Consider the following 16475-nt stretch of genomic DNA (forward strand, 5'->3'; position numbering starts at 1 on the left):
GCAGTACTCTCCTATTAGAAGCCCAAACTTGATAATAGATCATCAACTTCATCTTGATCAGATACAACATCATTACGCGATTCTTTATCAATAATAGGCCCTTCTGGGCCTGCTAGTGTTTGTGCAACAATGGAATCTTCTGTTTCTTCTGGTTGTTCGGTCAGTTGTGCTGGCTCAACTTCACCTTGTGCTGCAAATGCAGTTAACAAGTGGATTAAGCTTTCTTCAACTTCACGCACAAGTTCAATAACACGACGAATAACCTGACCAGTTAAATCTTGATAGTCTTGAGCCATCAATACATTGGTCATCAACATTTGCAACTCATCAGTTTTATGGTGAGAGCTGTTCATAAACTTATCAATACTATGGCAAAGTGACTTAAACTCACCAAGCTCTATTTCGCGGTTCATTAAGCGATCCCACGTTGGCTTGATGTCAGCTATTTCGTCAGCAATTTCTTGTGCTAATGGTAAGCTTGCTTCAACCGCATCCATTGTTTTATTGGCTGCGTTTTCTGTCATTTCCATGACGTAGTTAAGGCGTTTTTTAGCGTCAGGGATGGCATCAGTGGTAATATCTGTTAAACGCGTGTCTAACTCGAAACTCTTTAAAGCTTCGTGCAGTTGACGCGTTAACTTACCCACCTCAGCAAATAGCTGTGATTGCTCTTGTGAAGCTGTTTCTAAAATTAACTGATTCGCTTTATCTTGCTCACCATTTTCTAAAAAAACCACTAACTGGCGAGCTTGTTCTAAAGTAATCTGAGGCGCAGCAGGTGCTGACATAAGCCTCTCCCTCTCATTAACCTAAGCGTTCGAACACTTTTTCTAATTTAGTTTTCAATGTACCTGCAGTAAATGGTTTAACAATGTAACCATTAACGCCAGCTTGGGCAGCAGCAATTATTTGTTCTTTTTTAGCTTCTGCTGTCACCATTAAAACAGGAATATGCTTTAATTTTTCATCAGCTCGAATTGCCCTCAAAAGATCAATACCTTGCATGCCTGGCATATTCCAATCTGTTACAACAAAATCAAACGCTTGATTTTGTAACATAGGTAAAGCAGTTGACCCGTCATCTGCTTCTTGAACATTGGTAAAACCTAAATCGCGCAACAGGTTTTTAATAATACGTCTCATCGTCGAAAAATCATCAACAACAAGAATTTTAATGTTTTTATCCAAAACATCCTCCAGTGAGGCCTGAACCTTTATTTACTTACTTCTAGTTTATCCAGTCATTGATTTTTGCTTTAAGCTTAATCATCGCCTGACCATGTATCTGACTTACACGCGACTCACTTACATCGAGTATATGCCCAATTTCTTTTAAATTCATTTCATCGTTATAGTACAAAGAAAGCACCATTGCATCTTTTTCCGGTAACGACTTTATCGCATTGAGTAAAGACTCATTAAACCGTTCATTTTTAACATTATTGAAAGGTTTGTCTAGTGCTAAATCTTGACCATGCGGTGTAATCACATCATCGTCAATACCAAGGTCTTCAATACCTAAAACTTTGCTTACATTCACATCGTTTAAAATATGATGGTACTCATTTAACGAAATTTCAAGTTTTTCAGCAACTTCACTATCTTTGGGTTCACGGTTTAAACTACTTTCAAGAGCAACAATAGTCTCTGCTACTAAGCGGCTTTTTCTGTGAACCGAGCGTGGAACCCAATCACCTCGACGCATTTCATCTATCATTGCACCACGAATACGAATTCCAGCAAAGGTTTCAAAACTCGCACCTTTGCTTGCATCAAAATTTTTTGAAGCTTCTATTAATCCGATCATACCTGATTGGATTAAATCATCTAGTTGCACACTGGCCGGTAAACGAGCAATTAAATGGCATGCCACTTTTTTGACTAATGAGGCATGCTTTTCAACAATCATATTTAAACTCTGTGTTGACTGATATCCCATAGCTCTATTCACCGGTATTGTCATTATTAGTTACTAACTAGCTTCTCAATAAAAAACTCTAAATGACCCGAGGCTTGACTAGGTGTTGGCCACTTAGTAATTTTTGTCGCCAGTGTTTTAAAAGCAATCGCTGCAGGAGATCCTGGAAAAACTTCAACTATCACTTTTTGGCGACGCGTTGATTTGCGCATATTCTCATCATAAGGAACTGTTGCAACAAGCTCCATTGATATATCTAAAAATCGGTCGGTTACTTTTGAAAGTTTAGCAAATAATTCCTGCCCTTCACGTAAGCTACGCACCATGTTGGCAACAATTTTAAATTTGTATACGCCGTGCTCACGGCTCAGTACTTTAATGAGCGCATAGGCATCGGTAATTGATGTTGGCTCATCACATACCACCACAACCACATCCTGTGCGGCACGAGAAAAGCTCAATACCATGTCAGAAATACCCGCAGCGGTATCAACAATTAAAATATCAAAATCAGTGTTAAGCTCGCTAAATGCACGAATAAGTCCGGCGTGCTCTGAAGGAGATAACTCAACCATACTTTGCGAACCCGATGTTGCAGGTACTATTTTTATACCTGCAGGGCCTTCAACTAAAATATCTTCAAGTTCACACTCACCTGATAAAACATGAGATAAATTGCGCTCTACACGCAGTCCAAGCATAACGTCACAATTAGCTAACCCTAAATCAGCATCTAAAACCAGCACACGTTTGCCTTGTTGGCCTAGCGCGATTGCCGTATTAAGGGATACGTTTGTTTTACCTACTCCACCTTTGCCGCCGGTGACAGCGATAACTTTTACGCCGTTATTATTATTGTTGCTCATTTTGCGAAGGCCGCTTGCTTGATCTAAAACTGTGTTAATCATACATCTCTACTGTGCTCGACGCCACTGATTGGTGTCGTGATTGTTGTGCTTTTATTCTTTTCAAATACAATTGCTCAGCTTTTTTTACTAGTTTTTCGGCATTTGCCACTCTAATATCTTCTGGTACTCGCTGACCGTTAGTAAGATACCCTATTGGGAGACGATTTTGAATCGCAATACTAATAATCTCACCTAAACTCAATGACTCATCTAACTTAGTAAAAATACATCCACTAAGCTGTACTTTTTTAAAATGCCTTACTGTTTCTTGTAATACATTAATTTGTGCTGTAGCACTTAATACTAAATAACTACGTATATCTACACGCTGATTACGCATCAAGGTATTAAGCTGCTCAGTTAAACGTAAATCTCGCTGACTCATTCCTGCTGTATCAATTAAGACTAGACGTTTATTTCGTAAATGGTATAAAACTTCTGCTAATTCATTTGCATCTTTAACTTGTTTAACGCCACAGCCAATAATTCGACCATAGGTTGCTAGCTGCTCATACGCACCAATACGGTAGGTATCAGTAGTAATAAGTGCGACTTTATCAGCACCATATTTTTGCGCACCTAATGCAGCTAATTTTGCAACTGTGGTGGTTTTACCTACCCCTGTTGGGCCTACTAGTGCATAAACACCACCTTGGCGAAGAATTTCGTTGTTAGTGGTTTGCATTTGATCTTCAACCATATTCAATAAGGCTTTCCAACCTTGTTGGCGAGATACATCATCGGGTACAAAGCATGCCATTTGCTCAGCAACCTCTTTATCTATCCCCATACCCACTAAACGGTCAATCATGCATGCACGGGTTGGATCGCGACGTGCCATATCTTGTTGCATTAAACCTGATACTTGATGTTCTAGTAATTGACGAATTGCGTTCATTTCTTCGCGCATGGTGCTTATATCACTCGACTCGTTCGGCATCGTTTGCTGGCGTGGTGCACTCGGTGAGTCTAAATCGTCAAAGCCACTGTCTAAATCATTAAAACCTAAGCTATCAGCTTGAGTACGAGGACGTGCAGGTGCGCTTGGTTCACGCTCAAACATATTTTTAGGTCGAGATTGCACAGCTTCTTGTTCTTGATAATGACCAGAGGTATCAATGCCTGATTGTGAAAACATTGACGCAAGCTCTGCTGAACGAGGACGGGGAGATTGACGTTCTAATAAAGCTTGTAAACTATCAGCTACCTTTGCTTGTGGCTTAGGTTGAGCACGTTGTGGCTCTGGTTTTACAAAATTATGTGAGCTCTGGGTATGTGCAAATGAAGCGCTTGCAGCTGGCTGGCTTTGAGGCTGCTCTGGCGCTTTTGCTGCGGCTTTGTCGTAATCAACAGCAGCAACAATTTCAACGCCATTAGCTAGTTTCTTATTTGACATAATAACCGCATCAACACCGAGCTCTTCTTTTACTTCTTTTAGTGCGGTGCGCATGTCTTTAGCAAAAAAACGTTTAATTTTCATAATTCAAACCCCTTTAAAATCTTATTGTTGGCCTACAGAGCTGACAATCTTGATCTGTCTTTCATCTGGTATCTCTTGATAAGACATCACTCGCAATCCTGGAATGGTGTATTTAACAAATCGAGATAGCACAGTGCGTAACATTCCTGACGTTAGCAATATTGAAGGTTCACCGGCCATTTCTTGATTTTGATGCGCTTCATTCAATGATGTTTGAAGTCTATCAGCAAGTCCTGGTTCTATTCCGGCACCTTCATCACCTGCATTTTGAAGTGACTGATGCAACATCTGTTCCAACTCAGGCGCCAAGGTTATGACAGGGATTTCAGAAGACATACCAACAGCATCTTGAACGATTAATCTACGCAACGATATTCTCACTGCAGCCGTTAATACATCAGGGTCTTGGCTACGAGGGCCATACTCAACAAGGGTTTGAACAATTGAGCGCATATCTCGTATTGCTACCCCTTCATTTAATAAGTTTTGTAGCACTTTAACGATGGTGGTCAGCGGTAATACCTCAGGTACTAGCCCTTCAACTAAGCGAGGGTGACTTTTACCTAACATATCTAATAAGTTTTGTACTTCTTCGTGGCCAAGCAATAATGCGGCGCTATTGGTGAGTAACTGGCTAATATGAGTGGCCACAACGGTTGCTGAATCAACTACGGTATAACCTAAAGATTGCGCTTCATCTTTTTGATCGGGTTTTATCCATACCGCATCTAAACCAAATGCAGGGTCTGTAGTTTCAATGCCTTTTAGCGGGCCAAACACTTGGCCTGGGTTAATTGCTAATTCATCGCCGTGTTTAAGCTCTCCCTCACCACTTGATACACCCATCATAGTGATGCGATACGCATTTGGATCAAGTTCAAGGTTGTCGCGAATATGTACAGGCGGTACTAAAAAGCCCAGCTCTTGAGATAGTTTTTTACGCACCCCTTTAATGCGGTTTAACAGCTCACCACCTTGTGATTGGTCAACCAAAGGAATTAATCGATAACCTACTTCTAAGCCAATAACATCAACTTGCTGTACATCATCCCAACCCAGTTCTTTTTGTTCTTGTTTAGCCGCAATCCCGGTACCTGAGGCTGCATTTTCAGCTTCTTCGGCCTCAGCAGCCGCCAATTTAAGTTTGTTTTGCTGGGTGTAGTATGCAAGGTAACCTAAAAGCGCCCCTAAGCTTAAAAATGCAATATGCGGCATACCTGGGACTAAACCCATAGTAATGAGGATACCAGAGGCAATAAATAATGATTTTTCGTTTCCTAGCTGCTGCTTAAACTGATCGCCCATATTGTGCGACTCATTTTGACGCGTTACAACAATCGCAGTACCAATTGAAAGTAGTAATGAAGGTAATTGCGCGACTAAGCCATCACCAATGGTCAATAGTGTGTACACTTCCATAGCGCGTGAAAAGCTCAAGTCATGCTGGATCATGCCAACAAATAAACCACCTACAATATTGATCACTAAAATGACGATACCCGCGATAGCATCGCCTTTTACAAATTTACTGGCACCATCCATAGAACCATAAAAGTCGGCTTCACGGGTTACTTCATCACGACGCTCTCTGGCTTGCTCTGCACTAATAAAGCCAGCATTCATATCTGCATCTATCGCCATTTGCTTACCCGGCATGGCATCAAGGGTAAAGCGTGCTGACACTTCAGAAATACGCCCTGCACCTTTGGTAATTACCACAAAGTTTATGATAATTAGAATCAAAAATACCACTAAACCCACGGCGTAGTTACCACCAATCACCACCGAGCCAAATGCTTCAATTACCTTACCAGCGGCATCACCACCATTATGACCCTCAAGAAGTACCACCCGAGTACTGGCTACGTTAAGTGCTAAACGCATGATCGTAGCGATTAACAACACCGCTGGAAACATGCCAAACTCAAGCGGCTTCATGGTATATACGGTGACCAGTAATACAACTAATGCGAGCGCGATATTAAACGAAAATAATATATCAAGCAGAAATGGAGGCAGTGGTAATATAACCATGCCAAGCGCAGCTAAGACTAAAAGCGGTGTACCAACGCCTTTTGCATATTCTTTTTTATCTTTATTAAGTTGTTGTAATACCGCTTTAAATTCCATAACTCTACAATTTCAAAAAATTGACACTACGCTGAAATAGCAATAACTATTCCAAGTTAGTTGGTTAGCGGTTAATACTTAAATTCATCAGGGATTGGCAGCTTTTTATTAAGCGCGACAGGGCGTTTTCCACGGCCTTTTTTAAACCGTTTAAGCTGAAATACATAGGCAAGCACTTGAGCAACTGCAGTAAAGAGCTGATCGGGAATTTGATCCCCTACTTCAGCGGTATGATAAAGCGCTCGCGTTAAGGTAGGCGACTCAACAATGGGCACTTCATTACCCAAAGCAATTTTACGAATTTGCATAGCGAGTTCGTCAACGCCTTTTGCTAGTACAATAGGCGCTCCAGCTCGCTCTGTGTCGTATTTTAAAGCCACTGAGTAATGAGTAGGGTTGGTAACAATAACATCGGCATCAGGAACATCCTGCATCATTCTCTTTTGCGACATTTGACGTTGGGTTTGCCTGATACGCGCTTTGATTTGCGGATCACCCTCAGAGTTTTTATATTCATCTTTTACTTCTTGCATCGTCATTTTAAGCTGTTTGTTATGGCTATAACTTTGAAATGGCGCATCAATAGCTGCAATAATAATTAAGGTGCAAGATAACCCTAAAAACATCCAGGCTAATATTTCCAAAGCATGCACGATATTGCCCGGCGCACTTTCTATACTCAAATGTAATATTTCATCAAAATAAACATTAATTAAAAAGATAGCGAAGGTTGCCACTAGGCCAAACTTTAATAATGACTTAAGTAGCTCAATAGCCGCTTGCGGGCCAAACATCCGAGTAAAACCTTTCATTGGCGACATTTTACTGGCTTTGGGCGCTGCTGCCTGCCAGCTAAAATTAAAGCCGCCAAGCATGGTGTTACCAATAAACGCAGCCAGTACAATAATAAGTACAAACATCGACATAGGAAATAACAGTACGTCAGCAACCTCCCCCCACACCGCAAACATTTTTGTGGTGTCGTAAGTTTCATTGCGATTAAGACTAAGCATTCTGCCCATAATTCGATACAAGCCTTTACCAATTTCAGGGCCGTACATTAATAAAGAAATAGCAGAAAAAATGAGTACAAACATAGTACCTAGCTCTTTAGAGCGCGCTATTTGGCCTTTCTTTTTGGCATCATCAACTTTTTTGGGCGTGGGTTCTTCGGTTTTTTCTTGTCCTGAATCTTCAGCCATTACGCTCTCCTAAGGGGAACAACCAACTAGAGTACACATTAGCTCAACCATTTTTAGCCATTGGAACTCAAACTGAGTGATAAAGTTACCGAGGGTAGCCCAAATAATAACGAGCCCTGCCACTAAGGTAAACGGAAAGCCTATAGAGAAGATATTTAACTGTGGGGCAGCACGGGTCATGATGCCAAATGACATATTAATTACAAGCATGGCCGTTAATGGCGCTAACGAAAGCACTAGTGCAGTGGTAAACATCCAACCACCCCATGTCACTATATCCCAATAATGATCAACCGCCCACCAATTACCATCAATTGGCAATACCTGAAAACTATGTACCACCATTTGAATCATCATTAAATGGCCATTAAATACAAAAAATAACAAGGTAGCTAAAATGAGGTAGAACTGCCCTACAGCAGGTACACTCATTCCATTTGAGGGGTCAACAACAGACGCAAAACCTAAACCAGTTTGCATAGCAAGGATTTGCCCGGCTAACACAAATGTATTGAGCAGCAGTGTGGATGCAAAACCAATCGCAACGCCAATCAGCATTTGTTGTAGCACCACTAAAACCATTTCAAAAGAAAATAAATTAGTAAATGTAGCTGGAGGTAGAACAGGCACAACTAAAAATGTGACTACAACAGCCAAGCCCATTTTAATTCGAGAAGGGACGTTTTTGGCGCCAATACCCGCCATTATCATGATCATTGAGCTAATACGCACCAAGGGCAGTAAAAAATCACTTAACCATTGAATAACAACGGAAAATGGGAACTCCATCGTTAACCTGCTATTTCGGGTATAAGAAGCACTAAGCGATTAAAAAAATCCATCAGCTCTTGAGTAAACCAATGTCCACCCACTATTAACGCACTAATAGTAATTAATAGACGCGGTAAAAAGCTCAGTGTTTGTTCATTAATTGAGGTTGCCGCCTGAAATACTGCCACTACTAAACCAATAATTAAACCAGGTACCACAATAGCAGACACCAGCTTAATCACTAAAAACAGGGCTCCACTTAAAATATCAACAAATACTTCAGGTTCCATGGGCGACTCCTAGAGTGATTGGTTCAAAGTAGAAAGCACCACTATGTGCCCAACCCAAAGCTTTTAGCGAGCGTACCCATCACCAAGCTCCAACCATCAACCAATACAAACAACATAATCTTAAACGGTAGCGATACAATCATGGGAGATAGCATCATCATGCCCATGGCCATCAACACCGATGCAACCACCAAATCGACAATCAAAAAGGGGATGAAGAACATAAAACCGATAATAAAGGCTGTTTGTAGCTCACTGGTCACAAACGCCGGAATAAGGACTATCAATGGCGTTGCTTCAGGTGAATCAAGCTGATCGTACCCAGCTATTTTTGCAAAGGTTTCTAAGTCTTTTAATCGTACTTGAGAAAGCATAAAAGCTTTCATTGGCTCTTTAGCTAAATCGAGTGCTTCTAGTGATGTTACCTGTTCACTTAAGTACGGTTCGATTGCACGTTCGTTTATTTGCTCATAAATAGGCGCCATAATAAAAATACTTAAAAACAGCGACATTCCTAGTAATACTTGATTAGAAGGCGTTTGTTGTAAACCAATCGCTTGGCGCAAAATAGCTAAAACAACAATAATTCGAGTGAACGAGGTCATCATGATAATGGCTGCTGGAATAAAGCTCATAGCCGTCATGATCGCTAACACTTGTAGCGTCACTGAATAGTCTTGCGTGCCATCTGCATTACTTGTGATCGTAAGCGCGTCTATACCTTCAGCACTGACTCCTGGTACGAATACCATAGCAAATATGAAAAGCAGCCATTTAGTCATGATATTAGTTCTTTTTATTTTGATTAAGTTGCGGATTCAACATTTTGCCAAAACGCTTAGCTAATTCTGGTAACTCTTTTTCTGTCAGGGGAGTTTCTAGCTTGTGTAAATAATTAATGCTATGTGGAGTTACACCTAATAGGTGCTGTGCATTATCTATCTCGACTACCATTAATCGCTCGCGTGAGCCTAAAGGAAGACTGCGGATCACTTTGAATTCATCGTTATTGGTTAAATTTGGATTAAGCTTTTTAACAAAAAAAGCCAACACTAAAATTAACACGACCACCACACCTAACGACATAACCATTGAAATAATGTCTGTGGTGGGTGTTGCAGCATCGGTAGCTGCAAACACAGAATTGCTTAAACCAAGTAATGCTATCATCGTAATTTTTTGATCCGTTCAACCTGACTAATTACATCCGTTAAGCGAATACCAAACTTATCGTTCACCACAACCACTTCACCATGTGCTATCAATGTACCATTAACTAATACATCTAGCGGTTCACCAGCAACCCTATCAAGTTCAACAACTGAACCTTGGTTAAGTTGTAATAAGTTACGAATATTAATTTTAGAACGCCCTACTTCCATCGAAATAGTAACGGGAATATCTAAAATAGTGTCGAGTTTACGTTTTTCTTCACCGCTGAGCTCATGCTTTGAATCATCCAGCTCATCAAGCTCGGTTACTTTAACCTCTGCACTATCATCGTCAGTTCCCTCAGCCTCAGCAAGTGCTGCTGCCCATTCGTCCATCGTATCTTGATCATCGCTCATACTTTTAACCTTTTAATCAATTACCAGTCTAAGTCTACACCGTTTGAAAGGTGTAAATCATCTTCTAGTTCTGCTAATTCTGCATCTGAATCAATTTTTTTGCCGCCTTTAGTAAAGACATGCAGCTCAGATTTAACTGAATCAGGGCGTTTAATTTTTTCACTAATTTGTAGCGCAACGTTATCGCGTGAGCGACCCATTTTAGCTCTAAATGTTGGTAACTCTTCAACAAACACAGTAATATGCTCTGGCATTTCAACAGGAATGATATCCCCCGCCTTAAGCTCCATAATTTGTTTTAAGCTTAAATCAACTTCAAGTAGCTGAGTCGACAAATCGACTTCTACATCCATTATTTCGTCGCGAAGTGCCTTGCTCCAACGTAAATCGGTATCTTCAGTATCAGACTGAACACCTGCATCCAGTAGCTCTCGTATAGGTTCGAGCATTGAGTAAGGCAGCGCAATATGAAAGTCACCACCGCCGCCATCAAGCTCAATATGAAAAGAGCTAATAACCACCACTTCGGTTGGGCTAACAATGTTAGCCATAGCGGGATTCACCTCAGAATCGAGATACTCAAACGACACATCCATAACCGGCGCCCATGCTTCTTTGTAATCTTCAAAGATTATTTTTAGCAGCATTTGCACGATACGGCGCTCTGTTGGGGTAAATTCACGCCCTTCAATTTTGGCATGATAACGACCATCGCCACCAAAGAAATTATCTACCAGTATAAAGACTAATCGCGCCTCCATGGTAATTAGGCCAGTGCCTTTTAGTGGGCGAAAACGCACCATATTCAAACTGGTTGGTACAAATAAGGTATGAATATACTCACCAAATTTGATCATTTGCACGCCGTTAATTGACACCTCAGCGGTGCGGCGCATCATGTTAAAAAGGCTAATTCGCATATGGCGCGCAAATCGCTCATTAACAATTTCAAGTGTCGGCATGCGACCACGCACGATGCGATCTTGCGAAGAGAAGTCATACTGTAGCGTACTTCCCTCACCGTCTTCACCGTCGTGTATATCTTCCTCTTCGACCTCATCAACACCGTGTAATAGCGCATCAATTTCATCTTGGGATAATAAATCGCTCACACTGACCCCTTATTGCATCACAAAGCCGGTAAACAGTACCCGCTCAATTACTTTACTTCCTTCCACATCCATCATTGCAGCTTGTACTTTATCTAGCGCAGTAAAGCGCAGTGTTTCTTTGCCTACACTGGTGCTTAGTTCATCTGCGGTAGTCATTGAAAATACACTCAATAGCGTACCTTCAATCAGTGGAATATGCTTTTTAGCAGTTTCTTCATTGCCATCTCCGCGCACCAGCAATTGCACTTTAATTTGTACAATTCTATCGCGACTCGCCCCTGGAACATTAAATATAAAAGGTCTTGGCATAGCAACATATAGCGCACTGCCGACCGTTGCCGAGGAGCTTGATGATTCTGCGGCTACTTCACCACTGGCGGCATCATCTGTTAAAGTTTCTACGGGCTCATCATCACCCGATAGTAAAAAGTAACCAGCTACACCGCCAACAATAACTAATACAGCGGCTATAATTATAATGAGTTTGCTTTTATTTTTACTGACTTCTTCTATTTCTAAATTAGTATCTTCAGCCATTGTATTTCCTTTATTCGCAAAGGTATTTGCTTGTTTTAACTATTATAATAGCAGGACTTAGGCATAGTAATCTATTGATGATGACGTTTGTTGTCCAGAACTGTGTGTTTGCTTATCTGGTTGCTCACTATTTGTCTCATCTGAAGAGCTATTATTAGCCATTTGACCTTGTGGCTGACCTTCTTGTTGCTCGTTTTGTTCTGGAGATGAATCACCATAAGAAATACTGCTTTCACCTAGCTCTAAACCCTGTTGCATTAATAATTCTCTAAGTCTAGGTAAAGACTGCTCTAGCGCTTCTTTGGCTTGCTGATTTTGCACTACAAAGTTTATTTGTGCTTGCTCTGCATCACTTCGAATGCGAATTTGCATACTGCCCATTTCAGGTGGATCTAAACGAATTTCAGCTTCTTTATTATTAATGCTTAACATTGAGGTAACGCGCTCTTGTAGCATTTTTGCAGCATCACTTTTAATAATATTTAACGCCTGTAAGGTAGCAGGATCAATGCTTACCTGTTTAGCTTGTGCAGTACTTTGCAACTGCCCGGCCTGTAAACTTTGCGCTTCAATAATAGCTTGCTCGTAGCCTAAAGTATCGTATTTAGCGATAGTATTAAGCGACGATTTATCGAATATATTAATGATTTGAGAAAAAATCTGTGCAGCACGCGGTGGCATTTGCTCTGCGTTAGTGGCGCGCATACTCTCTTTTTGTAGTACATCAAGCTGTTTAGCAAGCTCCTCAGGCGTTTCGGCTATCGATTTAGAGCTTTCTAATTTTAGCTCAGGTTTTACATTAGCCGACTCTGTACCTTGGTGTGTTTTAGGTGGAACACCTGCTATCAACGTATTATTAGCAAACAGCGGTTTATCTTTGGCACTAGACAAAGTGTCTGCGTTGATAGCTGTTTCTAAATCACTGATAACCCCTTTTAATAAAGTAAGTTCTTTAGTAGATAGAGGCTCACTTTTAATGTATGCCTGCATCTGATTAAGCAATGCCTGTTTTTCTGGGGTAGTTAACGTACTTATTTGTGTATTAATGGCTTGTTGAGGAGTTTGCGGTTTCTCGCTTTCGCTAACATACTTACTGAGTAATTGCTTTAAATCCGCTACATTGTCTTTATCAATAGGTTTGCTCATCACATCAAGCTCAGTAGCAAGTTCATCTTGTTGTGAAGGCGTTAAATTTGCTAAGAGTTTATCTGCTTTAATTGCATTATCATCTTTTGATAACAGCGCTAAAACAGAGGCGTCTATCGATGCTTTAGTACTCGTAGGAACAGTCGGCTTATCTGATGGTTTAGCAACCGCTTGCTCATTTTTAACAGTCTCAGATTCTCCGGCTATGGCAGCTGTCGCTATCGATTTAGTTCCAAGCTGTGAAGACTCAGCTGCAGTTTTGCTCGCTGACTCAGCACCTACAGCATTTTGTGCTTGTAAAATAGCTGCATCATCAACAATTTCATCACTTGGCAAATTAATAACAATAGGTGCAAGCTTATCTTCAGGCTTGATGTTTATTTTGACACCGTCTTTATCTATTAACTCTGCGCCGCTATGAGAATTATTTTTTACTGAGGTGTCGATTACTTGTGCCGCATTAATTTGCGCCAACATATCTTCACCGCTCAAAGGCTTTTCTTCGCTATCTTGCTCTTTTAGGTCGGGTTGTTCATCTGAGGGCTGTTTGTGTGGCGCTTTGACCTCTGAATCTTGTGTTTCAGAAGCTTGGTTCGCAAGAGCTAGTTGGTCGAAAAAACCAGCATCATTACTACTATCTAGTTTTGCTTTATCACTGTCTTTTTTAACTAAGTATGAGTCTTGCTCAGATACCGCCAACATTGAAATATCATTCATCGCCATAAATCACCTAATAAAAGCGGCAACAGCCCACCGCACAATCCTAAAAAACATTGCTCTAATAGAACATAAGCAATTAGTATGCCTACCTTATAGTGCTTTATTCCTTTGATAAAATTGATTAGAAGAAAACTCATCTAACATTTTTTGTTCATTCTTAGCCACCAGCATATCCGCTTTTAACTGTTGCTTTTCAATTAGCTTAGCAACCGCTTTCGCTTTAACTTGTTGTTTTAACCATAACGTTTTGCGCTGGCTCACGACTTGTTTTGCAGTATTAACGGTACTCGCTTGTTGGCGAGTCGCCTCTTCAATCTTAGCTATGAATGCGTGATACTGGCTAAACCCGGCACTTGATAAGCCCGATTGCCCTTTAATATGAAGTTGCTGCGTATATTCAAGTCGAAAGTCATTTAAGCCTTGAAGCTTTTGCTGATTTAGCTGCAAGTTTTGATTTGCTTGCAAGTAGCTCATGCGTAATGTTTCTTCTTTTTCATTTTCAAGCTTAAGCAGCAAATGTAGTTTATTTTTTGCCATTATGCTTGTCCTAATAATTGTGCGAGCCCTTGTAGGCCATCATCATAACTAATCACGTCACGCATGCCTTGCTGTAAAAATGCGTTCACTCTTGGCATCATGTTTATTGCCTGATCAAGCATTTGGTCACTGCCTTTTTGATAAGCACCCAAGGTGATCATGTCTTTGTTCTGTTGATACATAGAATATACTTGTTTAAGTACCCGAGCTTGCTGCATATGTGGCTCTGAAACTACTTGTGGCATCACTCGAGAAATAGACTTTTCTATATCAATAGCAGGGTAATGACCGCTGTCGGCTAAATCACGCGATAAAACAATATGCCCATCAAGTATGGCACGTGCGGCATCGGCTATCGGGTCTTGCATGTCATCACCTTCACTTAGTACAGTAAAAAAGGCGGTAATAGAGCCTTGTCCTTCTCCGCCATTACCAGCACGTTCCACTAATGCGGGTAATTTAGCAAATACTGAAGGCGGATAACCTTTGGTTGCAGGAGGCTCACCAACAGCCAGTGCTATTTCACGCTGTGCCATGGCATAACGCGTTACCGAGTCAAGCAGTAACAATACGTTTAGCCCTTGATCTCGAAAGTATTCTGCAATGGTGACTGCACTCTCACAGCCCTTTAATCGCATTAATGGCGAAGCATCAGCAGGCGCTGCCACAACAACTGAGCGTTTACGTCCTTCAACACCCAGTATTTCTTCAATAAATTCTTTTACTTCTCGGCCACGCTCACCGACTAAACCCACTACAATTACATCGGCTTCACTGCCTCGAGTCATCATGCCCAATAGTACAGATTTACCCACACCGGAGCCTGCAAATAAGCCCATACGCTGACCTTGGCCTACCGTAATTACTGAGTTAATAGCGCGTACTCCCACATCCATGGGTTTACTAATGGGGCGTCTTGCCAGTGGGTTTATTGCGTTTTGAGCGAATTTAAGTGTGTGTTCTGCGTTTATTTTCCCTAGCCCATCTAAAGGTCGCCCTAAACCGTCGACAACTCGGCCAAGTAAACTCATACCAACAGGTAAACCAGTGTCATTAACTTGAGGAATAACTCGGGCACCAGGAAGTACACCTGAGATATGATCATTGGGCATTAAATATAAGGTTTGATCATTAAAACCAACAATCTCGGCATCAACAAAGCCGCTCATGGTTTCAATTTTACATTGGCTGCCTACTGGAGCTCGCAGGCCTTTTGCTTCAAGTGTTAAACCAACCACACGGGTTAAAACACCCGCAACCGCAGGGGCAGGGGTTTTAATATGTTGTTGGTATTGAGATAAGCGTTCGCTTAATGAAGTATCGCTCACAGACATTGCACGCCAATAAAAAGTTAGATACCACTATTATGCAAAAAACTATCCAATGTTTCTTTGACACGAGTTTTCAAGGTCATATCTAAAGACGATAGTGTTGTCTTAACTTCACAACCGCCGCGCTCCAATGTAGGCTCTGGAATTAACTGCCAATGATTATCTTCAATAGCTTGCTCGCCATAACTGGTTTTTATAAGTGTTAGGTCTTCTGGGTGAAGATGAATTTTAACTTTCTGTTGCTCTGCATTTAGTGCATCAATGCTTTTTTTCAAGGTATGTAAGATAATATCAGGCGAAGTTTTTATCTCTTGATAAATGATTGCTTCACTAAGCATAGTTGCTAACTGTACCAACTGCTTTTCTGCTTGCTCATCCACTTTTTTAAGTGGATCAGATAAACTATCTAACAAGCTGCGTAAGTGAGTTAACTGCTCATCCATCAAAGGTTTAACCTCTTCTTGGCCTTGGGTTTTACCCAGCTCAACACCTTCTTTGTAACCAGCTTCTTTTCCCTCAGTTACGCCTTTATCAAAACCATCTATATAGCCTTGCTCGTGTCCTTGCTTAAGACCTTCCTCATACGCATCTTGGCGAATGCGCTCAAGCTCCACCATAGTAAGAGAAGGTAATTCTTGTTCTTCGGGCTCTTCATCTTGCTCTTTGGCCATTTCTTTATGGTATAGCTCTGCCAATGGCGTACCAAAAGCGGTCGAACGATTGCCAAAACTTCGCTCATCTGGCGCAACATCTGGAATTGGCCAATTTTTTAATAGCTCATCAGCTTCATCAGCGTGTAACGGGCGACCTTTTGAGTTACTCATA

Annotated in this window: 18 protein-coding genes; all 18 read right to left on the bottom strand. The window is 41.1% G+C overall.

The features are described 5' to 3' along the window. Positions 1-14: 14 nt before the first annotated feature. The gene (locus CWB77_RS07630; RefSeq protein WP_054201713.1) at positions 15-788 is read right to left on the bottom strand and encodes a protein phosphatase CheZ; all 774 of its coding nucleotides are present in this window, start codon (positions 786-788) and stop codon (positions 15-17) included. A gap of 16 nt (positions 789-804) precedes the next feature. Continuing rightward, the gene (gene cheY / locus CWB77_RS07635; RefSeq protein WP_008112210.1) at positions 805-1188 is read right to left on the bottom strand and encodes a chemotaxis response regulator CheY; all 384 of its coding nucleotides are present in this window, start codon (positions 1186-1188) and stop codon (positions 805-807) included. 40 nt (positions 1189-1228) lie between these two features. Then, entirely contained in the window at positions 1229-1939 is a 711-nt protein-coding gene (locus tag CWB77_RS07640; RefSeq protein WP_054201714.1) for an RNA polymerase sigma factor FliA, read from the bottom strand. Between the two features lie 26 nt (positions 1940-1965). Next, entirely contained in the window at positions 1966-2826 is an 861-nt protein-coding gene (locus CWB77_RS07645) for a MinD/ParA family ATP-binding protein (RefSeq protein ID WP_054201715.1), read from the bottom strand. Next, positions 2819-4306 carry a flagellar biosynthesis GTPase FlhF gene (gene flhF, locus CWB77_RS07650; protein ID WP_138622150.1) on the bottom strand — a complete coding sequence of 496 codons (1488 nt, stop codon included), beginning with the start codon at positions 4304-4306 and terminating at the stop codon, positions 2819-2821. The genes CWB77_RS07645 and flhF overlap by 8 nt, the downstream gene beginning before the upstream one ends. A 21-nt stretch (positions 4307-4327) precedes the next feature. After that, on the bottom strand, positions 4328-6436 hold the full coding sequence (flhA, locus tag CWB77_RS07655; protein WP_010387925.1) for a flagellar biosynthesis protein FlhA: 2109 nt from the start codon (positions 6434-6436) through the stop codon (positions 4328-4330). A gap of 71 nt (positions 6437-6507) precedes the next feature. Continuing rightward, positions 6508-7638 (bottom strand): flagellar biosynthesis protein FlhB, encoded by a 1131-nt coding sequence (gene flhB, locus CWB77_RS07660; protein WP_010387924.1) that lies wholly within the window; start codon positions 7636-7638, stop codon positions 6508-6510. Between the two features lie 9 nt (positions 7639-7647). Continuing rightward, a complete protein-coding gene (gene fliR, locus CWB77_RS07665; RefSeq protein ID WP_010387923.1) occupies positions 7648-8427 on the bottom strand; it encodes a flagellar biosynthetic protein FliR in 780 nt (259 codons plus the stop codon). Between the two features lie 2 nt (positions 8428-8429). Then, complete coding sequence (locus tag CWB77_RS07670; RefSeq protein WP_010387922.1) at positions 8430-8699, bottom strand: flagellar biosynthetic protein FliQ; 270 nt, start codon at positions 8697-8699, stop codon at positions 8430-8432. Between the two features lie 41 nt (positions 8700-8740). After that, on the bottom strand, positions 8741-9481 hold the full coding sequence (gene fliP / locus CWB77_RS07675; protein WP_010387920.1) for a flagellar type III secretion system pore protein FliP: 741 nt from the start codon (positions 9479-9481) through the stop codon (positions 8741-8743). A 4-nt stretch (positions 9482-9485) separates the two neighbouring features. Further along, the gene (fliO, locus tag CWB77_RS07680; protein WP_010387917.1) at positions 9486-9869 is read right to left on the bottom strand and encodes a flagellar biosynthetic protein FliO; all 384 of its coding nucleotides are present in this window, start codon (positions 9867-9869) and stop codon (positions 9486-9488) included. Then, a complete protein-coding gene (gene fliN / locus CWB77_RS07685; RefSeq protein ID WP_010387913.1) occupies positions 9866-10267 on the bottom strand; it encodes a flagellar motor switch protein FliN in 402 nt (133 codons plus the stop codon). Before fliN ends, fliO begins: the two co-directional genes overlap by 4 nt. A gap of 20 nt (positions 10268-10287) precedes the next feature. Next, a complete protein-coding gene (gene fliM, locus CWB77_RS07690; RefSeq protein ID WP_010387912.1) occupies positions 10288-11379 on the bottom strand; it encodes a flagellar motor switch protein FliM in 1092 nt (363 codons plus the stop codon). A gap of 9 nt (positions 11380-11388) precedes the next feature. Then, positions 11389-11916 (bottom strand): flagellar basal body-associated protein FliL, encoded by a 528-nt coding sequence (gene fliL, locus CWB77_RS07695; RefSeq protein ID WP_010387911.1) that lies wholly within the window; start codon positions 11914-11916, stop codon positions 11389-11391. A 57-nt stretch (positions 11917-11973) separates the two neighbouring features. Next, positions 11974-13785, bottom strand: coding sequence for a flagellar hook-length control protein FliK (locus tag CWB77_RS07700; protein ID WP_138622152.1), 1812 nt, complete (start codon positions 13783-13785; stop codon positions 11974-11976). A gap of 87 nt (positions 13786-13872) precedes the next feature. After that, entirely contained in the window at positions 13873-14319 is a 447-nt protein-coding gene (fliJ, locus tag CWB77_RS07705; protein WP_010387909.1) for a flagellar export protein FliJ, read from the bottom strand. Then, complete coding sequence (fliI, locus tag CWB77_RS07710) at positions 14319-15653, bottom strand: flagellar protein export ATPase FliI (protein WP_054201721.1); 1335 nt, start codon at positions 15651-15653, stop codon at positions 14319-14321. Before fliI ends, fliJ begins: the two co-directional genes overlap by 1 nt. Before the next feature lie 17 nt (positions 15654-15670). After that, positions 15671-16474, bottom strand: a complete 804-nt coding sequence (gene fliH, locus CWB77_RS07715; protein ID WP_055013207.1) for a flagellar assembly protein FliH — start codon at positions 16472-16474, stop codon at positions 15671-15673. Between the last annotated feature and the right edge of the window lies 1 nt (position 16475).

Source organism: Pseudoalteromonas sp. S1610, from assembly GCF_005887465.1.
In the GTDB taxonomy this organism is placed as follows: domain Bacteria; phylum Pseudomonadota; class Gammaproteobacteria; order Enterobacterales; family Alteromonadaceae; genus Pseudoalteromonas; species Pseudoalteromonas undina.